Origin of the sequence: Enterobacter soli (genome assembly GCF_964208575.1) — a bacterium.
GTDB lineage: Bacteria > Pseudomonadota > Gammaproteobacteria > Enterobacterales > Enterobacteriaceae > Enterobacter > Enterobacter soli_A.
In genome coordinates, this window is sequence record NZ_CAXOFU010000003.1 from 1 (window position 1) to 20,592 (window position 20,592).

General features: G+C 56.5%; 14 protein-coding genes. 5 read left to right on the plus strand and 9 right to left on the minus strand.

The annotated features are described in order from the left end of the window. The 7 genes from AB6V08_RS03465 to lrp all read right to left on the minus strand — a co-directional run. The coding region (locus tag AB6V08_RS03465) for a 4Fe-4S dicluster domain-containing protein (protein ID WP_368541367.1) at positions 1–392 on the minus strand (392 nt) is incomplete at its 3' end. A 10-nt stretch (positions 393–402) separates the two neighbouring features. Further along, positions 403–2,847, minus strand: a complete 2,445-nt coding sequence (dmsA, locus tag AB6V08_RS03470; protein WP_368541368.1) for a dimethylsulfoxide reductase subunit A — start codon at positions 2,845–2,847, stop codon at positions 403–405. Between the two features lie 210 nt (positions 2,848–3,057). Then, positions 3,058–4,350: a serine--tRNA ligase gene (gene serS, locus AB6V08_RS03475; protein WP_368541369.1), complete on the minus strand. Its 1,293-nt coding sequence runs from the start codon at positions 4,348–4,350 to the stop codon at positions 3,058–3,060. A gap of 92 nt (positions 4,351–4,442) precedes the next feature. After that, positions 4,443–5,786 carry a replication-associated recombination protein RarA gene (gene rarA, locus AB6V08_RS03480; RefSeq protein ID WP_368541370.1) on the minus strand — a complete coding sequence of 448 codons (1,344 nt, stop codon included), beginning with the start codon at positions 5,784–5,786 and terminating at the stop codon, positions 4,443–4,445. A gap of 9 nt (positions 5,787–5,795) precedes the next feature. Then, complete coding sequence (gene lolA / locus AB6V08_RS03485) at positions 5,796–6,407, minus strand: outer membrane lipoprotein chaperone LolA (RefSeq protein WP_368541371.1); 612 nt, start codon at positions 6,405–6,407, stop codon at positions 5,796–5,798. 129 nt (positions 6,408–6,536) lie between these two features. Continuing rightward, positions 6,537–10,211: a DNA translocase FtsK 4TM domain-containing protein gene (locus tag AB6V08_RS03490; RefSeq protein WP_368541372.1), complete on the minus strand. Its 3,675-nt coding sequence runs from the start codon at positions 10,209–10,211 to the stop codon at positions 6,537–6,539. Positions 10,212–10,346: 135 nt separating this feature from the next. After that, positions 10,347–10,841, minus strand: a complete 495-nt coding sequence (gene lrp / locus AB6V08_RS03495) for a leucine-responsive transcriptional regulator Lrp (protein WP_000228469.1) — start codon at positions 10,839–10,841, stop codon at positions 10,347–10,349. A 543-nt stretch (positions 10,842–11,384) separates the two neighbouring features. Here lrp and trxB point away from each other — a divergent pair. The 5 genes from trxB (at position 11,385) to infA (ending at position 17,211) form a co-directional block, all read left to right on the plus strand. Further along, positions 11,385–12,353 carry a thioredoxin-disulfide reductase gene (trxB, locus tag AB6V08_RS03500; protein ID WP_368541374.1) on the plus strand — a complete coding sequence of 323 codons (969 nt, stop codon included), beginning with the start codon at positions 11,385–11,387 and terminating at the stop codon, positions 12,351–12,353. A gap of 114 nt (positions 12,354–12,467) precedes the next feature. Further along, complete coding sequence (gene cydD, locus AB6V08_RS03505) at positions 12,468–14,234, plus strand: heme ABC transporter permease/ATP-binding protein CydD (RefSeq protein WP_368541375.1); 1,767 nt, start codon at positions 12,468–12,470, stop codon at positions 14,232–14,234. Further along, complete coding sequence (gene cydC, locus AB6V08_RS03510; protein WP_368541377.1) at positions 14,234–15,955, plus strand: heme ABC transporter ATP-binding protein/permease CydC; 1,722 nt, start codon at positions 14,234–14,236, stop codon at positions 15,953–15,955. The genes cydD and cydC overlap by 1 nt, the downstream gene beginning before the upstream one ends. 46 nt (positions 15,956–16,001) lie before the next feature. Next, the gene (gene aat, locus AB6V08_RS03515; RefSeq protein WP_368541379.1) at positions 16,002–16,706 is read left to right on the plus strand and encodes a leucyl/phenylalanyl-tRNA--protein transferase; all 705 of its coding nucleotides are present in this window, start codon (positions 16,002–16,004) and stop codon (positions 16,704–16,706) included. A gap of 286 nt (positions 16,707–16,992) precedes the next feature. Further along, the gene (gene infA, locus AB6V08_RS03525) at positions 16,993–17,211 is read left to right on the plus strand and encodes a translation initiation factor IF-1 (protein WP_002211347.1); all 219 of its coding nucleotides are present in this window, start codon (positions 16,993–16,995) and stop codon (positions 17,209–17,211) included. Between the two features lie 221 nt (positions 17,212–17,432). Here infA and AB6V08_RS03530 read toward each other — a convergent pair whose 3' ends face one another. Beyond that, entirely contained in the window at positions 17,433–17,870 is a 438-nt protein-coding gene (locus AB6V08_RS03530) for a hypothetical protein (RefSeq protein WP_368541380.1), read from the minus strand. A 439-nt stretch (positions 17,871–18,309) separates the two neighbouring features. After that, positions 18,310–20,589, minus strand: coding sequence for an ATP-dependent Clp protease ATP-binding subunit ClpA (clpA, locus tag AB6V08_RS03535; protein ID WP_368541381.1), 2,280 nt, complete (start codon positions 20,587–20,589; stop codon positions 18,310–18,312). Positions 20,590–20,592 lie beyond the last annotated feature (3 nt).

Here is a 20,592-nt window from a genome sequence, read left to right on the forward strand (position 1 = left end):
GAGTGGCAGCCGTCGCACTTGGTCATGTGGCCTTTAGCGGCGTTGTACTGCGGCGCGCCGTACGGGCAGGCCATATGGCAGTAGCGGCAGCCGATGCAGACGTCTTCATTCACCACCACAAACCCGTCGTCGCGCTTGTGCATCGCACCGCTCGGGCAGACCTTGGTGCAGGCCGGGTCTTCGCAGTGATTGCAGGCAATCGACAGGTAATAGGCGAAGACGTTCTGATGCCAGACGCCGTTGTCCTCCTGCCAGTCGCCGCCCGCGTATTCGTAGATACGGCGGAAGCTGACGTCCGGGGTTAAGTCCTTATAGTCCTTGCAGGCCAGTTCGCAGGTTTTGCAACCGGTGCAGCGGCTGGAATCAATAAAAAATCCATACTGGGTTGTCATCGGTTACTCCTTACACCTTCTCAACCTGAACAAGGTTCGTGTGGGACGGGTTGCCTTTCGCCAGAGGCGACGGGCGCTGCGTGGTCAGTACGTTAATACTGCCCGCCTGGTCGATGCGATTCGCATCCGGGTTATACCAGGCCCCTTCCCCCAGCGCGACAACGCCAGGCATCATACGCGGCGTCACTTTGGCTTCGATATGCACTTCGCCACGACCGTTAAAGATGCGCACGCGATCGCCGTTGGCAATACCGCGCGCTTTCGCATCCATCGGGTTGATCCACATCTCCTGGCGGCAGGACGCTTTCAGCACGTCAACGTTGCCGTAGGTTGAGTGAACGCGCGCTTTGTAGTGGAAGCCCGTCAGCTGCAGCGGGAATTTCGCCGTCAGCGGATCGTTATAGTTTTCGAAACCCGGCGTGTAGATGGGCAGCGGATCGATAACGTCCCCTTCCGGCAGCTCCCAGGTGGAGGCGATTTTTGCCAGCTCTTCGGAGTAAATTTCGATTTTGCCCGACGGCGTGGTCAGCGGGTTCGCGTGTGGATCTTCACGGAACGCCTTGTACGCCACATGGTGGCCTTCCGGGTCACGCTGCTTGTACATCCCCTGCTTGCGGAAGGTATCGAAATCAGGCAGATCCGGGATCGCTTTACGGGAAAGCTCATGCAGATGGCGCATCCACTCTTCCTGGGTACGCCCTTCGGTGAACTGCTGCTCGACGCCAAGACGTTTCGCCAGCTCGGAGGTCATCTCATAGATGGTTTTGCACTCGAAGCGCGGTTTGATGGCCTGGTCGGTGAAGATCACGTAAGACATGTTGCCGCAGGAGGCGTCCAGCGCGAAGTCCATCTGCTCAGAGGCGGTGCAGTCCGGCAGCAGGATATCGGCATATTTTGCCGACGAGGTCATGTGGCAGTCGATCACCACAATCATCTCGCACTTCTTGTCGTCCTGCAGGATCTCGTGGGTACGGTTGATCTCGGAGTGCTGATTGATCAGGCAGTTACCGGCATAGTTCCAGATCATCTTGATCGGCACGTCCAGCTTATCTTTGCCGCGAACGCCGTCGCGCAGGGCGGTCATTTCCGGGCCGCGCTCGATGGCGTCGGTCCACATGAACATAGAGATGCTGGTCTGAACCGGGTTATCCAGGGTTGGCATACGTTCGAACGGCAGGGAGTAAGAACCTTCACGTGCGCCGCTGTTACCGCCGTGGATGCCCACGTTGCCGGTCAGAATGGAAAGCATGGAAATCGAACGGGTCGCAATTTCACCGTTAGCGTGGCGCTGCGGGCCCCAGCCCTGGCTGATATAGGCCGGTTTTGCCGACCCGATTTCACGCGCCAGCTGAACAATGCGCTCGACCGGGATCCCGGTGATAGTTGAAGCCCACTCCGGCGTTTTCGCCACGCCGTCGCTGCCCTGACCGAGAATGTACGCTTTGTAGTGCCCGTTTGCCGGCGCGCTGGCCGGCAGGGTTTTCTCGTCGTAGCCAACGCAGTATTTATCGAGGAAAGGCTGGTCAACGAGGTTTTCGGTGATCATCACCCACGCCAGCGCATTCACCAGCGCGGCATCGGTGCCCGGACGGATTGGGATCCACTCATCTTCACGCCCGGCGCCGGTATCGGTGTAGCGCGGATCGATGATGATCATACGGGCATTGGATTTCGCGCGAGCCTGTTCGAGATAGTACGTAACCCCGCCGCCGCTCATCCGGGTTTCGCCCGGGTTGTTACCAAACAGCACCACCAGCTTGCTGTTTTCGATATCCGATGGGCTGTTGCCGTCTGCCCAGCCGCCGTAGGTGTAGTTCAGACCTGCGGCAATCTGCGCGGAGGAGTAGTCGCCATAATGATTCAGGTAGCCGCCGCAGCAGTTCATCAGGCGAGCTACCAGCGTTTTTCCCGGCGGCCAGGAGCGGGTCATGGTGCCGCCGAGCGTGCCCGTACCATAGTTCAGGTAAATGGATTCGTTGCCGTACTCTTTAATCAAACGCTGCATGTTGGTGGCGATGATGTCGTAGGCTTCCTCCCAGCTGATGCGCTCGAACTTGCCTTCACCGCGCTTGCCCACGCGTTTCATTGGGTATTTCAGGCGATCGGGGTTATAGACGCGACGGCGCATAGATCGACCGCGCAGACAGGCACGAACCTGATGTAACCCTTCATAGTTATCGTCGCCGGTGTTATCCGTTTCGACATATTTGATTTCGCCATCCACCACGTGCATACGCAGCGGACAACGGCTACCACAGTTTACAGTACAGGCGCTCCACACTATTTTTTCAGGGGCTGTAGCAGGAGAAAGTGCATCCGCTGCCGACGCCATACGTGAAAAAGGTAACGTGAACGCGCTGCTGGCAACGGCCAGACCGCCAATTGCCGTGGTTTTCATCAAACCACGGCGAGTGACCTCGGCAGCCAGTAAAGCATCAGGCGCTTTGATTTTCATAGAGACTCACTTTGGTTGCTCACAAATAAAAAAGAGTTGCGGCAAAAACCGCTATATAGATTTATGTATAACGAATTTCTTCGTTATTGGATTTTTATGCTGACTTTCGTTCGGGGGAGTATTACTACTTTAGGAGCAGGAGTTATTGCTTCGTGTCAAAGCAGGGGCATAAAAAAAGCGCCCTCAGGCGCTTTTTTGATTTAAACGAAATTAACCGATGTACTGCTGGCCTTTCATGTAAGGACGCAGCACTTCCGGGATCTCAATGCGACCGTCAGCCTGCTGGTAGTTTTCCATTACGGCAACCAGAGTACGGCCCACAGCCAGACCAGAACCGTTCAGGGTGTGTACCAGACGGGTTTTCTTGTCAGATTTGCTGCGGCAGCGCGCCTGCATACGACGCGCCTGGAAATCCCAGACGTTAGAGCAGGAAGAGATTTCGCGGTAGGTATTCTGCGCAGGAACCCAGACTTCAAGGTCGAAGGTTTTGCAGGCACCAAAGCCCATATCGCCGGTGCAGAGCGCCATGCGGCGGTACGGCAGACCCAGCAGCTCCAGCACTTTTTCAGCGTGACCGGTCATCTCTTCCAATGCATCCATAGAGTCTTCCGGACGCACAATCTGAACCATTTCAACTTTGTCGAACTGGTGCATACGGATCAGACCGCGGGTGTCACGACCGTATGAACCGGCTTCAGAACGGAAGCACGGCGAGTGCGCGGTCAGTTTGATTGGCAGATCGTCTTCGTCGATGATTTCGTCGCGAACCAGGTTGGTCAGCGGCACTTCGGCGGTTGGGATCAGCGCGTAGTTGCTGCTGTCGGCTTCTTCGTCCAGAGGACGCGTGTGGAAAAGATCACCGGCAAATTTTGGCAGCTGGCCCGTACCGTACAGCGTATCGTGGTTTACCAGATACGGAACGTAGGTTTCGCTATAGCCGTGCTGCTCGGTGTGCAGATCCAGCATGAACTGCGCCAGCGCGCGGTGCAGGTGGGCAATCTGCCCTTTCATCACCACAAAGCGAGAGCCGGTCAGCTTAACCGCAGCGGCAAAGTCCAGACCTGTGTGCATTTCGCCAAGAGTAACGTGATCGCGAACCTCGAAGTCGAACTCGCGAGGCGTACCCCAGCGTTTCACTTCAACGTTGTCGTTTTCGTCTTTGCCGACAGGAACGCTGTCGTCAGGAATGTTCGGGATAGCCTGCGCGATATCACGGATTTCAGCCAGAAGCACATCCAGATCGGCTTTAGCCTGATCCAGCTCTTCGCCCAGCTTGTTAACTTCCAGGCGTAATGGCTCAATGTCTTCCCCGCGTGCTTTCGCCTGGCCGATGGATTTCGATCGTGAGTTACGCTCTGCCTGCAGATTTTCAGTTTGTACCTGCAAGACTTTACGACGCTCTTCAAGAGCGCGCAGCTTATCTACATCCAGCTTAAAGCCCCGGCGTGCCAGTTTTTCAGCGACTGCGTCTGGCTCATTACGCAGCAGATTGGGATCGAGCATGCTTATCCTGTGCTTATCGAATTAAAATAGGGAAATGTGGCCACAGCCTGCAGCCACAGAGATACATTGCCAACATTACCGCAACGATCGTTCTAACGGTAGCGTTTTATAGGGCTATTTTGATCCTGTCCGGCAAGCCAGGCGAGCTTTTCGCCAATCTTACCTTCAAGACCTCTGTTTGTGGGGTGATAATAGCGAGTTTGTGCCATCTCCTGCGGGAAATACTCCTCCCCGGCGGCATAAGCATTAGGTTCATCATGGGCATAGCGATACTCCTGCCCGTAGCCCATCTCTTTCATCAGTTTGGTCGGAGCATTCCGCAGATGCACCGGAACATCATAATCAGGGCGTTCACGCGCGTCGGCCAGCGCAGCTTTAAAGGCGGTGTACACTGCATTACTTTTCGGCGCGCAGGCAAGATAGACAATCGCCTGCGCAATGGCGCGTTCGCCCTCGGCGGGGCCTACGCGGGTAAAGCAATCCCAGGCGGAAATCGCCACCTGCATCGCGCGCGGATCGGCATTGCCGACATCCTCTGACGCAATCGCCAGGCAGCGGCGGGCAACGTACAGCGGATCGCCGCCGGCGCTAATGATCCGCGCATACCAGTAAAGCGCCGCATCAGGCGCACTGCCGCGAACCGACTTATGCAGCGCCGAAATCAGATCGTAGAAACGATCGCCTTTGTTATCAAAGCGCGCGCTGCGTTCACCCGCGATTTCAGTAAGCAGTTCAGGCTTCAGCACCCGCTTGCCGGAAGCATCGATTTCGGCCATATCGGCCATCATTTCCAGCGTATTTAATGCACGCCGTGCATCACCGTTGACCAGTTCCGCAATCGCAAGTCGGGTTTCGTGCGGCAGAACGATATCCTGACCGCCGTAGCCGCGGGCTTTATCCTCCATCGCCTGAGTCAGTACCTTTTCGATATCTTCCGTGGTCAGGGATTTAAGAAGGTAAACACGCGCACGGGAAAGGAGTGCCGAGTTGAGTTCAAACGAAGGGTTTTCGGTTGTCGCGCCGATAAAAAAGATCGTGCCGTCTTCAATGTGCGGCAGGAACGCATCCTGCTGGCTCTTGTTAAAGCGGTGGACTTCATCAACGAAAAGGATCGTGCGGCGCCCGGCATTGCGGTTCTGGCGCGCGCGCTCGATGGCCTCACGGATCTCTTTCACGCCTGACGTGACCGCAGAAATGCGCTCAACATCGGCGTTAGCGTAGCGAGCAATCACTTCGGCAAGGGTTGTTTTACCGGTACCTGGCGGGCCCCAGAGGATCATCGAGTGCAAATGCCCGGCTTCGATAGCACGGGGCAACGGCTTACCCGCAGCCAGCAGGTGCTGCTGACCGATGTACTGCGCTAAATTTTCTGGCCGCATACGGGCGGCCAGAGGTTGAAACGCGTTATCTGAAAAATCGAGCGACAGGTTGCTCACTCACGCCTCTTACTTACGTTGGTCGTCCACCGTTACGCCCTGTGGCGGGGTAAAGGAGAATTTAGATGCATCAACGGCACCATTTTGCTGAGATTTCAGCTGATAGCTGCTGCGCTGATCGTCTTGCTCTACTGCACCGAACTGATTGATCGTACCGTTGCTGCTCACGTTAATGGTGAACTGCTTAAGGTTGCCGTTACCGCCTTTTGGCGTCAGGACGAATTCATCACCGTTCTGTTTGATGTTGTACTGCTGCCAGTCGCTGGACTGGTTGCGGGCAATCAGCATAAACGGCGTATTGCTGGTGGCATCTTTCAGCCAGGTCGCCGTTGCCTGCTCAACGAACGGGTTAAAGAACCACAGGGTTTTGCCGTCAGAAACCAGGATGCTTTCATCCGGTTGGGTCATGTGCCAGTTAAACAGGTTCGGGCGCTTAACCCACAAATCCCCCTGACCTTCCTGCACCGCGTTACCGCTGCCGTCGGTCACTTTCTGGGTGAAACTTGCGTGGAAGCTGCTTACTTTATCCAGTCGGCTTTTAAGGTCGCTGGCTGCATCGGCCCAGACGCTGCTGGCAACAAAACTGGTCAGTAATGCACAGGCGATTGCGAATTTTTTCATTGTTATTCCTTAAAATACGTCATCCCGATATGGGTGTTCCGCCATCTATTGTGTACCTGCCCGCAGGCAGGCGACAGAAGAATATGCTTAATTTTTGCTGATTTACCCAACTTTGCAATCGCTGAAAGGTCAATCAAACGGCGGTGGAGCAAGCACCTCACGGTTACCATTATGGCCCTGCTCGCTCACAATCCCCTGAGCTTCCATTTGCTCAATGATGCGCGCCGCGCGGTTGTAGCCGATACGGAACTGACGCTGAACGCCGGAAATGGACGCTTTACGTTTTTCAGTGACGAACTGAACCGCCTGATCGAACAGCGGATCCAGCTCCTCGCCGCCGTCAAAGCCACCGCCGCCGCCTTCGCTTTCAGCGTCGGAAGTAATGCCATCAACGTACTGAGGACGCCCGCGCGCTTTCCAGTCCTGAACCACCGCGTGAACTTCCTCATCGCGAACGAACGCGCCGTGAACACGTACCGGTGAAGTCGAGTTTGGCCCGGAATAGAGCATATCACCCATGCCCAGGAGGGATTCCGCACCGCCCTGGTCGAGAATGGTGCGCGAGTCGATTTTGCTCGATACGGTAAACGCAATACGCGTCGGGATGTTGGCTTTAATAAGACCCGTAATGACGTCTACAGACGGACGCTGCGTCGCCAGCACCAGGTGGATACCTGCCGCACGCGCTTTCTGTGCCAGACGTGCGATCAGCTCTTCCACCTTCTTACCTACGGTCATCATCAGGTCGGCGAATTCATCCACCAGCACGACGATATAAGGCAGTTTTTCCAGCACCGGATGCTGGGCATCCATGCTGTCGCCCGGCTTCCAGTAAGGATCCGGAATCGGACGGCCCATACGCACCGCTTCGGCAATTTTTTCGTTATAACCGGCGAGATTACGCACGCCCAGGGCTGACATCAGCTTGTAGCGACGCTCCATCTCGTTGACGCTCCAGCGCAGCGCGTTGGCGGCATCTTTCATATCGGTCACAACTTCGGTTAGAAGATGCGGGATCCCTTCGTATACGGAGAGCTCCAGCATTTTCGGGTCAATCATGATGAAACGCACATCTTCCGGCTGCGCCTTATAGAGCATACTCAGGATCATGGCGTTCACGCCGACGGACTTACCGGAACCGGTCGTACCCGCAACCAGCAGGTGAGGCATCTTCGCAAGGTCAGCCACTACCGGGTCGCCTGCGATGTCTTTACCGAGCACGACCGTCAGCGGAGATGGATTTTCGCGGAACTTCGCGTTATCCAGCACTTCGCGCAGATAAACGGTCTGACGTTTTTTGTTTGGCAGCTCCAGGCCCACGTAAGGTTTGCCAGGAATCACTTCTACCACGCGCACCGCCACGGTAGACAAGGAACGCGCCAGGTCACGGGACAAGTTTGAGATACGCGCGGCTTTAACGCCCGGCGCCAGGTTCAGCTCGAAGCGGGTAATGACCGGTCCAGGAGAATAGTTCACGACGTCCGCTTTGATGCGGAAATCAGCCAGACGCGCTTCCACCAGACGCGCCATTTGTTCCAGGGCAAACGTATCCACCGGCTCAACTTCTGACGGCGGCGGCGTGAGCAGATCCAGCGACGGCAGCGGCGTGCTTGGCCTTTGCAGCGGACGACTGTCCCCGTTACGCATTAACAGCGGATGAATCAGGCTCTCCTGCGGCTGTGCAGCGGGCTGCTGGAACTGCGGCGGCTGCTGAGGCTGTTGTGGCTGCTGCGGCTGCGCATAAGATTGCGGCGCAGGCTGCTGGCGCGCGGTTTCTGCTTCTGGCATGACGCTTGGCGTAAACAGCGGCTCGCTAGGGCCGTCATCAACCAGATCCTTCATTGGCGAGAATTCGAAGTCCGACAATGAGAAAGGACTTGCCCCCGCAGGCTGTTCGCCGGAGTAACGCTGCTGCTGCGTGGCCGCAAACTGGCGAGCCAGCTCGGCTTCTGCCGCATCGTCTTCATCTTCGGGAGCCTGACTCTGCTGATGATCCTGCGGATACTCTTCGCCGTAGCGCTGCTGCTGTTGGGCGGCAAACTGACGAGCCAGCTCATCCTGATGCAGTTCATCCGCGTCGTCTTCGTACCCGGACTCACGCGCCTTCTCCTCTGCCATACGCTGAGAAGGCAGCTTAATGCCATAAGAGGCAAGCTCACGACGCGTTGGCACGCGCACGCGGTTTGGACGAGGAAGCGTTGGGCCTATCCCCTCTTTAACCTGAGGTCGTGGCGCGCCGCCTGTTGCCAGGCTAAACACAGGTGCAGCAGCGGTTGCCGCCGCTGCGACCGGGGCGGTAGCCTGCTTGACGCTTTCAGCGACAGGCGTAACCGCAGGCGCAGGCTCAACCACCGGGGCTGAAGTCGCTTTAAATGCTGGCTCCTGAACCGGCTCAGGGACAGGCTGATACCAGGCTGCAAGCTGCTCGCGCTCGCGCGCCCGGCGCTCTTCAACCTCTTCAAAATAGTACATCGGCGGACGAGTCGGTTTAACCTCTTCCACCTCAATCTGCGGTTCAACGTCAGGCTGAACGGGCTCTTCGGCTGGTGCGGCATATTCCTGATAAGGCTGGGCTACCGGTGGTTCGTACTCTGCATAAGGCTGCGGCACGGGTTCCGGCTCAGGCTGATACGGCTGCTGCCACTGCTCCTGAGGCTGGACGGGCGCATACGAATGCGGTTCAGGCGCAATCACCGGTTCATGGGCAGGAATGGCAGGCGCCTCCTGCCAGTGAATAACGGGCTGCTGAGCAACGGGCTCTGGCTCGTAGACGGGTGCAGACGGCATCACGGCTTCAACCGGCGCAGCGTGAACCTGAGCCGCGGTCATTGCCGCTGCGGCAGCGGCAACCGGCTCGGTAACGGAATGACCGTTAAGCAGCGGATCGTATTCATCGTAATCGCCCGGCATAGCGCGATTTCCGGAGAACAGCACGTCGTCAGGATCGACTGACGCCCCGCCCGCCCGGTACTCAATCTGCTCTTCATCATCCATACGCTTGCCGGAGAAAAGCGCAGCGTCCGTTTTACGGCCTAACGGATTGGCAAATTTTTCGGCGACGCGCTTACGGCGTGCCAGCGCACCACGCATAATGCGCGCCCGACGAGAATCACGACGCTGCACGGGCGCATCGTCATCTTCGTACTCGTCTTCATATTCTTCTTCATCGACCCAGGTATCGTCGCGACGGGTGCGATTGCTGGCAAACGTCAGGAGAGTGAGGATAAAGCTGCCGATCTTTTCGGCGATACTCACCCACGACCAGCCGGTGAACAGCGTTAAACCCGCCGCCCAGATGCAGAGTAAGGTTAAGGTGCCGCCGCTGCTGTGCAGCATCGGCTGCAGCGCGGAGCTCAACAGGCTGCCAATGACCCCGCCGGAGGCGAAATACCAGATGTCATCGGCGTTAATGGCCGCCAGACCGCAGGAGGTGAGGATCAGCGCCAGCGCGCCAATCAAGCGCAGCGACACGGCGAAGTAATCGATGTAGTCATCATTCTGGCGGTGACGCCACGCAAACCAGCAGCCGCCAATAATAATGACGGGAATGGTGTAGGCCATGACACCGAAAATGAAAAAGAGCGTGTCCGCAAGCCAGGCGCCGGGAACGCCGCCTAAATTATGGATAGGCTCATGCCATGCGGTTTGTGACCAGCTGGGATCTGAGGGGTTGAAACTGAGTAAGGCTGCCATCAGCCAGACGGCAAAAAGGGCAATAACAATCAGCAACGCCTCAAGGAGCCGACGTCCGCTGCTTAGCTTCGATAATGTGACTTCTTTGTCTTCAGTATATTCCTGGCTCAAGAAAGGCTCTCCAGGTATCAGGCAATTCCTGCCTGTTTGCTAAAACGGACAACAGCGCCGGGTAACCCCGGCACTGTTGCTGTATGGATTAACAGGAGTGTAATCAAACTACGCTGATTTTGCACCTGTTCCGTGTTAGCGCGTCTTAATAACCAGACGATTGCTCTGTTTGACCTCTTCCATCACCACGTAGGTACGGGTGTCGTTCACGCCCGGCAGACGCAGCAGGGTTTCACCCAGCAGCTTACGGTAGGCGGACATGTCTGGCACACGGGTTTTCAACAGGTAGTCGAAATCGCCGGAAACCAGGTGACACTCTTGTATTTCTTCAAGTTTTTGTACAGCGGCGTTAAATTGCTCAAACACATCCGGTGCACCACGATTCAGAGTAATCTCAACAAATACCAGAAGTGAGGCATCCAGATAATGCGGGTTCAGCAGAGCCGTATAGCCCTGAATAAAACCCTGTCTTTCCAGTCGGCGCACACGCTCAAGGCACGGCGTCGGGGAAAGTCCCACACGTTTTGAAAGCTCGACGTTGGAAATACGCCCATCCTTTTGCAACTCATTCAGAATGTTACGATCGATACGGTCGAGATCTTTGCCAGGGCGCTTCTTGCTATCTACCATTATTATTGTCTCTCTGTATTCCTTCCCTACTCCTGCCTGGACCCTGTGCACATCACTGTTCAGAGCCTGTACCCGTTATTCATCGCATCGACTGATTATGTAATTTACGCGATGCGGATTCGGGTTCTACGGTAAGAAGACCGGTGCCGAATGGCAGTCACCGACATCACGTATGGCGTCTGTCCACACCATGCGTAGATTTCACTGACCCGGTAAAAATGGCATTTACGTGCATACCGATGCGGCACACTGTTAACGCGGTTTTTTTTCTTCCTTCAATGTTTTCGCAAAAGCGCAGGGGATTGTCAAAGCAAAACATCGATTTTTAGTACAACATGCCGGATATTCATTACGGTAGGTCATTAATCCTCATTTTACTGCCTTATAATCAACCGGTTTTCAGTAGAAAGCGTTATGTTGTAGCGCTTAACTCATCGCCAGTGTCTATCGCACATATCGATATCAAAATTGCTGTGCTCTTTTTTTACGGCAACAAATTCCCTACAATCCAGCCAAATGTCTGCCAACAACAATGGGGATCTCATGGGCACGGCCAAACACAGTAAGCTACTCATCCTTGGTTCTGGACCTGCGGGATATACCGCGGCGGTCTATGCTGCACGCGCTAACCTGCAACCGGTTCTGATTACCGGCATGGAAAAAGGCGGTCAGCTGACCACCACGACCGAAGTAGAAAACTGGCCAGGCGACCCGAACGACCTGACCGGGCCGCTGCTGATGGAGCGTATGCACGAGCACGCGACCAAGTTCGAAACCGAAATCCTGTTCGACCACATTAACAAGGTTGACCTGCAAAACCGTCCGTTCCGCCTGACCGGCGACAGCGGCGAATACACCTGCGATGCGCTGATTATCGCCACCGGTGCCTCTGCCCGTTACCTGGGCCTGCCGTCTGAAGAAGCGTTCAAAGGCCGCGGCGTGTCTGCCTGCGCTACCTGCGATGGTTTCTTCTACCGTAACCAGAAAGTGGCGGTGATCGGCGGCGGTAACACGGCAGTAGAAGAAGCGCTGTATCTGGCGAACATCGCCTCTGAAGTTCACCTGATCCACCGTCGCGATACCTTCCGCGCAGAGAAGATCCTGATCAAACGTCTGATGGATAAAGTGGCGAGCGGCAATATCGTGCTGCACACCAACCGTACCCTGGAAGAGGTGACAGGCGATCAGATGGGCGTTGCTGGCCTGCGTATTCGCGATACGCAGAACACCGACAACGTCGAGTCGCTGGAAGTTGCCGGCCTGTTCGTGGCTATCGGCCATAGCCCGAATACCGCGATCTTCGACGGCCAGCTGGAGCTGGAAAACGGCTACATTAAGGTGCAGTCCGGTATTCACGGTAACGCGACCCAGACCAGCATCCCGGGCGTCTTCGCGGCGGGCGACGTAATGGATCACATTTACCGTCAGGCGATCACCTCTGCCGGTACTGGCTGTATGGCCGCGCTGGACGCTGAACGCTATCTGGATGGACTGGCCGAACAAAGTAAATAATCTTTACAAGTCAGTAACAAACGTAAATAAAGGCGGCGATAAGTCGCCTTTATTGTCTCCCCGTTGTAACATTGCGCTGCCCAATTTCTAATAACGTCACCTGCAAAGTACGCAATGGAAAAAACCCGTCAACAAGAGTTAACACGCTGGCTGAAACAGCAAAGCGTTCTTTCCCGCCGCTGGCTGAATATTTCCCGTCTGCTGGGACTTATCAGCGGTCTGTTGATTGTTGCCCAGGCATGGCTGCTGGCCCGCATTCTCAATCATATGATCATGGAGAACATCCCGCGGGAAGCGCTTCTGCTGCCCTTTATCGTCTTAGTCCTGATTTTTATTCTGCGCGCCTGGGTGGTCTGGCTGCGGGAGCGCGTGGGGTTCCACGCCGGACAGCACATTCGCTATGAGATCCGCCGTCAGGTGCTCGACCGGCTCCAGGAAGCGGGGCCCGCCTGGATTCAGGGGAAGCCTGCCGGGAGCTGGGCGACGCTTATCCTCGAACAAATCGACGATATGCACGATTACTACGCCCGCTATCTTCCGCAGATGGCGCTGGCGGTGTGCGTCCCGCTGTTAATTGTTGCGATTATTTTCCCGTCTAACTGGGTGGCGGCGCTGATCCTGCTTTGCACCGCGCCACTAATCCCTTTATTTATGGCGATGGTGGGAATGGGCGCAGCCGATGCCAACCGTCGTAACTTCCTCGCGCTTGGTCGCCTGAGCGGACACTTCCTTGACCGCCTGCGCGGAATGGAAACCCTGCGGATCTTCGGGCGCGGCGAAGCCGAAACGGAAAATATCCGCCTGGCATCCCAGGACTTTCGCCAGCGCACAATGGAAGTCTTACGTTTAGCCTTCCTCTCTTCCGGCGTGCTGGAGTTCTTTACCTCGCTGTCGATTGCCGTGGTGGCGGTTTACTTCGGTTTCTCGTACCTGGGCGAGCTCGATTTTGGCCATTACGGCACCGGCGTTACGCTGTCGGCCGGTTTCCTTGCCCTGATCCTGGCGCCGGAGTTTTTCCAGCCACTGCGCGATCTGGGGACGTTTTACCACGCAAAAGCTCAGGCCGTGGGCGCTGCCGATAGCCTGAAAACCTTCCTTGAAACGCCGCTTGCTCACCCTGAGCGCGGTGACGTCACGCTCAACGCCAACGATCCGGTGACCGTCGAAGCCGTCGACTTCTCGGTGCTTTCCCCTGAGGGCAACGTGCTGGCCGGGCCGCTGAACTTTACCCTGGAAGCCGGTCAGCGCGTTGTGCTGGTAGGCACCAGCGGGTCGGGTAAAAGCTCGCTGCTGAACGCGCTGTCCGGGTTTATGGCCTATACCGGATCGCTGCGCATTAACAAAGTGGAACTCCGCGAGCTGGATCCGGATGCCTGGCGCAAACAGCTCAGTTGGGTGGGACAAAACCCGCAGCTTCCTGCCTCTACGCTGCGTGAAAACGTTCTGCTTGCCCGCCCGGACGCGCGCGAGGACGAGCTTCAGTCTGTGCTTGACCGCGCCTGGGTCAGCGAGTTTCTGCCGCTGCTGGCGCAGGGTGTGGATACCGTGGTGGGCGACCAGGCGGTGGGTTTATCCGTCGGGCAGGCTCAGCGTATCGCCGTGGCGCGCGCTCTGCTTAACCCCTGCCAACTGATGCTGCTGGACGAGCCTGCGGCAAGCCTCGATGCCCACAGCGAGCAGCGCGTCATGCACGCCCTGAACGCGGCGTCGTTGCAACAAACCACGCTGATGGTGACTCACCAGCTGGAAGGCATTACCGACTGGGATCGGATTTGGGTCATGGAGAATGGTCACATTGTCGAGCAAGGCGATTACGCCTCTCTCGTTGCCGCGCAGGGGCCGTTTGCCACCCTGCTGGCTAACCGTCAGGAGGATATCTGATGCGCGCCCTGCTGCCTTATCTTGCCCTGTATAAGCGCCATAAATGGATGCTGACGCTCGGGATCGTGCTGGCGATTATCACCCTGCTTGCCAGCATTGGGTTGCTGACCCTTTCCGGCTGGTTCCTGTCGGCCTCTGCCGTGGTAGGCGTCGCCGGGCTGTACAGCTTCAACTATATGCTCCCGGCGGCAGGCGTGCGCGGTGCGGCCATTACCCGCACCGCCGGGCGTTATTTTGAACGTCTGGTGAGCCACGACGCGACCTTCCGCGTGCTCCAGCACCTGCGTATTTACACTTTCAGTAAGCTGCTGCCCCTCTCCCCTGCCGGTCTGGCGCGTTTTCGCCAGGGCGAGCTGCTTAACCGCGTCGTCGCGGATGTCGATACGCTGGATCACCTCTACCTGCGCGTGATTTCCCCGCTTGTAGGGGCGTTTGTGGTGATCGTGGTCGTTACGCTCGGGCTGTGCATGCTCGATGTGACTATCGCCCTGACCCTGGGCGGCATCATGCTGGTGACGCTGTTCTTCCTGCCGCCGCTCTTTTACCGCGCCGGCAAACCGACCGGAGAAAATCTGACGCGTCTGCGCGGCGAGTACCGCCAGCAGCTGACCTCATGGTTACAGGGCCAGGCCGAGCTGACCATTTTTGGTGCCAGCCAGCGCTACCGCGCCCGCATGGAAAGCACCGAGCTGAACTGGCATGAAGCACAGCGCCGACAGTCCGAGTTGACCGCGTTTTCCCAGGCGCTGATGATGCTGATCGGCGGTTTTGCCGTTGTCGCGATGCTGTGGATGGCCTCCGGCGGCGTGGGCGGGAATACGCAGCCCGGCGCACTCATCGCGCTGTTCGTGTTCTGCGCACTGGCGGCATTCGAAGCGCTGGCTCCGGTAACGGGCGCATTCCAGCACCTCGGGCAGGTTATCGCCTCGGCTTTGCGCATTACGCAAATCGCGGAACAGGAGCCCGACGTGACCTTCTCCGCGACGCAAACCCCCGTTCCGCAGCAGGTTGCGCTGACGCTGAAAGACGTGGTGTTTTCCTATGACCAGCAGGCGCAAAACGCGCTGGATGGCATTTCGCTCTCGGTTTCTGCGGGCCAGCGCATTGCCATTCTTGGGCGAACCGGCTGCGGTAAATCCACGCTTTTGCAGCTGCTGACCCGCGCATGGGATCCTCAGCGCGGCGACATTCTCTTGAACGACACCCCGCTGAACGCCTTTAGCGAGCATGCGCTTCGCAAGACCGTCAGCGTGGTGCCGCAGCGCGTGCATCTGTTCAGCGCGACCCTGCGCGAAAACCTGCTTCTTGCAGCCCCGGAGGCGAATGACGAAGCGCTTCGCGCCATCCTCGAACAGGTTGGCCTGCACAAGCTTCTTGAGGATGACGGGTTAAACAGCTGGCTCGGTGAAGGGGGGCGTCAGCTCTCGGGGGGAGAATTACGCCGCCTGGCGATCGCGCGCGCTTTGCTGCACGACGCTCCGCTGATGCTGCTGGACGAACCCACCGAAGGACTGGATGCCACAACCGAGAGTCAAATCCTTGATTTACTGGCAACTGTTATGAGCGGCAAAACGGTGCTGATGGTGACGCACCGCCTGCGCGGGCTGGCGAATTTCGATCGGATAATTGTGATGGACAACGGGCACATTATTGAGCAAGGTAGTCACGCAGAACTGTTGGCGAAACAGGGTCGTTATTACCAGTTTAAACAGCGTCTGTAGGCTATATTTGAACCGATCCTAACTCGCGTATTGGAGTTCTGCTGTCATGCGCCTGGTCCAGCTTTCTCGTCATAATATTGCGTTCCCTTCCCCGGAGGGAGCGCTGCGCGAACCTAACGGGCTGCTGGCGCTTGGCGGCGATCTCAGCCCGGCACGGCTATTGATGGCGTACCAGCGCGGTATTTTTCCGTGGTTTTCTCCCGGCGATCCCATTTTATGGTGGTCGCCCGATCCCCGCGCCGTACTGTGGCCGACGCAGTTTCACCTCAGCCGCAGCATGAAGCGCTTTCACGCGAAATCGCCCTATCGGGTGACCCTGAACCACGCGTTTGATCGGGTTATCGAAGGCTGCGCCAGCGATCGCCACGAAGGGACCTGGATAACCCGCGATATTGTCACCGCTTATCACCAGCTTCATGAGCTGGGCTACGCGCATTCGATAGAGGTCTGGGAGAAAGACGAACTGGTGGGTGGCATGTACGGCGTGGCGCAAGGCACGCTGTTTTGCGGTGAGTCGATGTTCTCCCGCGCGGTAAATGCCTCAAAAACCGCGCTGCTGGTTTTCTGCGAGGCGTTTGCCGCACGCGGCGGGCAGTTGCTGGATTGCCAGGTTCTTAACGAGCACACCGCGTCCCTGGGCGCCGTTGAAATCGCACGACGCGACTACATCCAGCATCTCGATGTTTACCGCCTGGAGAAGCTCCCGCGCGACTTCTGGGTGCCCCGCACGCTCTTTATGCCCAATGCATAAATGTTTTACCGCATATTTTTTATGAGGGTGTTATAATTACGCCGCAGAGTAGGTTCTGCCTGTTGCCCCGCCGCCGTTTGGGTTCCTTCGCTTCAGATAACGTCCTGACGTTTATCCTGTCGTTTCCCCTTTACGAATGCGCTTCTCGTGCGGTTAAACCGTGACGCTTGGGCAATGCGCCGAAACTGTTTTGCTGCGTTTTAAACGCGCAATTCTTTACTTAATTGATGAATTTCGGCATTATCTTGCCGGTTCAAAACTTGGTAGTGATACCCCAGAGGATTAGATGGCCAAAGAAGACAATATTGAAATGCAGGGTACCGTACTCGATACGTTGCCTAATACCATGTTTCGCGTAGAACTGGAAAACGGTCACGTGGTAACTGCGCACATCTCCGGTAAAATGCGCAAAAACTATATCCGCATTTTAACGGGCGACAAAGTGACTGTTGAACTGACCCCGTACGACCTGAGCAAAGGCCGCATTGTCTTCCGTAGTCGCTAATTGTTTTCGCCTGTAATGGCAGATGAATATTTAAAAGGTCGGGATAATCCCGGCCTTTTTTATTTGTGGCGGTTGATGAAAGGCTGTTTATCCGACGGGGAACGCGTTGGTTTAATTTAACGGATACCGCATTTTTGTGATGAAACAAAAGCAACAGTAAGAGCCCGCCGAACGAGATTTTGCAAAGTGCCAGAGCACGTTCCCCTGGCACTGGGTTGTCATCAGGACGTTATACGGATTATTGCGGCCTCTCTTGATGACATTACCAGGTCAGTTTCCATCCCAAGGGTAATATCATGAAGCAGGCCCGTCAGATGCGGGAGCATATCGCGGTCGAAGTGCGATATCAGAAGAACATGATTGAGCGCCTGGCAGTAGTCGCACTTCGTTTCGGTATCTTCCAGCAGCCACGATTTTGTTCGCGGTAGTTGCTCTTCGTCTTCGAATTCCACCACCTGAAAATCACTCATTGACGCTTTAAGGCCGAGTTTGATTTCATCAAGATACGCCCCAAGGCAGCGGCAAACGGGCTGGGTTTGCGGGAGCGAATGGCAGTCGAGCAGAATTTCAGTGAGCAGCTTGCAGCGTGAGGCAAGGGTTGGGAGATCGGGGTGTTGGGAGAGTTCGCTGTAGAGTTGCGGAATTGACTGGTTTTCCATTTATGTATGACTCCGTGTGAAATTTTGAGTTCTCCACCCGAACGCCAACTCAGGTGGCAGACTGAACCGGTTTGGCGTACCGACTCACACGAGAAAATCGGCGCTTCTACGAAGCCCCAGTTCAGCCCACCATAATTGAGTCTGCGGATTATATCGCTAGATTTCAAAAGTGTGAACGAACCCGATGATAGTCGACGAATCAACATCATTTCTCGTGTGTAATCAGGACGCCAATCCCGGCACCTGATTTTGCAGGTGCGCCGCCATTCTATTACTGTGGATTTATCCAGCAACTGACATCGAAAGAAACTGGAAAGCGCCTCGCAAAATTCTTCTGCGGCCTTATGCCCTCACCCCGGCCCTCTCCCACAGGGAGAGGGAGAAAAGCAGGCATAAAAAAACCGGGCCAATGCCCGGTTTTTAAGACCAACCATCAATATCAGTGCGCCGCTTCCGGCTTATGCTTCGCAGCACTCTGGAAATCGTAGGTCAGTTCGTTCTTCGCCTGATCCAGCGCCACCGTCACCTGGCCGCCGTCCACCAGCGAGCCAAACAGCAGCTCGTTCGCCAGCGGTTTCTTCAGGTTATCCTGAATCACACGCGCCATCGGACGGGCGCCCATCGCACGGTCGTAGCCTTTCTCAGCCAGCCAGTTGCGGGCTTCCTGACTCACTTCCAGCGACACGCCTTTCTGATCCAGCTGAACCTGCAGTTCGACGATGAACTTATCCACCACCTGATGGATCACCTCGGTAGACAGGTGATCGAACCAGATAATGTTGTCCAGACGGTTACGGAACTCCGGCGTAAAGATCTTCTTGATCTCTTCCATCGCATCGGTGCTGTTATCCTGGTGGATCAGGCCGATAGATTTACGCTCGGTTTCACGCACCCCGGCGTTGGTGGTCATCACCAGCACCACGTTGCGGAAGTCCGCTTTGCGCCCGTTATTGTCGGTCAGCGTCCCGTTGTCCATCACCTGCAGCAGGATATTGAACACGTCCGGGTGCGCTTTCTCGATTTCATCGAGCAGCAGTACCGCGTGCGGATGCTTGATCACCGCGTCGGTGAGCAGGCCGCCCTGGTCAAAGCCAACGTATCCCGGAGGCGCACCAATCAAACGGCTGACGGTGTGACGCTCCATATACTCGGACATATCGAAACGCAGCAGCTCAATGCCCAGCGCTTTGGAGAGCTGTACCGTGACCTCGGTTTTACCCACACCGGTTGGACCAGCGAACAGGAAGGAACCGACAGGCTTGTGGTCATGCCCCAGTCCGGCGCGGGCCATCTTGATCGCCTCGGTTAAGGCCTCAATGGCTTTATCCTGACCAAAGACCAGCATTTTCAGGCGATTGCCGAGCGTGCGCAGCGTGTCGCGGTCGCTCTGAGAAACGCTCTTCTCAGGGATACGCGCGATGCGGGCGACGACAGACTCGATATCCGCCACGTTAACGGTTTTCTTACGCTTGCTGGCAGGCATCAGACGCGCACGGGCGCCCGCTTCATCAATCACGTCAATGGCTTTATCCGGCAAATGACGATCGTTGATGTATTTCACCGCCAGCTCCACCGCCGCACGCACCGCCTTCGCGGTGTAACGCACGTCGTGGTGCGCTTCGTACTTCGGCTTAAGGCCGTTGATGATTTGCACCGTTTCCTCAACGGACGGTTCGGTCACGTCGATTTTCTGGAAACGACGCGCCAGCGCGCGATCTTTCTCAAAGATGTTGCTGAACTCCTGGTAGGTCGTGGAGCCAATCACGCGGATCTTGCCGCTGGAGAGCAGCGGTTTGATCAGGTTCGCGGCATCCACCTGACCACCCGAAGCGGCACCTGCGCCGATGATGGTGTGGATTTCATCGATAAACAGAATGCTGTTGGTGTCCTGCTCAAGCTGTTTGAGCAGCGCCTTGAAGCGTTTTTCGAAATCACCACGGTATTTAGTGCCCGCCAGCAGAGAGCCGATATCCAGCGAGTAGATGGTGCAATCGGCAATCACTTCCGGCACGTCGCCCTGCACGATACGCCAGGCCAGGCCTTCGGCAATCGCGGTTTTACCCACGCCAGATTCACCCACCAGCAGCGGGTTGTTCTTGCGGCGACGGCACAACACCTGGATCGCGCGCTCCAGCTCTTTATCGCGGCCAATCAGCGGGTCAATACCGCCAACGCGAGCAAGCTGGTTAAGGTTGGTGGTGAAGTTTTCCATACGATCCTCCCCGCCTGCTTGCTCATCATTGTTATTGACCTGACTGCTGGAATCCGACGCCTGGTTAGGCTCGTCTTTTCGCGTTCCGTGAGAGATGAAGTTGACCACGTCGAGTCGGCTGACTTCGTGTTTGCGCAGCAGATAGGCAGCCTGTGACTCCTGCTCGCTGAAGATGGCGACCAGTACGTTTGCGCCGGTAACTTCACTGCGACCGGATGACTGGACATGGAATACCGCGCGCTGCAATACACGCTGGAAGCTGAGCGTTGGCTGCGTGTCGCGCTCTTCTTCACTGGCAGGCAGCACCGGTGTGGTTTGTTCGATGAAGGCTTCGAGTTCCTGACGTAGCGCGACCAGATCCACGGAGCACGCTTCCAGCGCTTCTCGGGCAGACGGGTTGCTAAGCAGTGCGAGCAGCAAGTGCTCGACGGTCATAAACTCATGTCGGTGCTCACGCGCTCTGGCGAAAGCCATGTTTAAACTGAGTTCCAGTTCTTGATTGAGCATAGG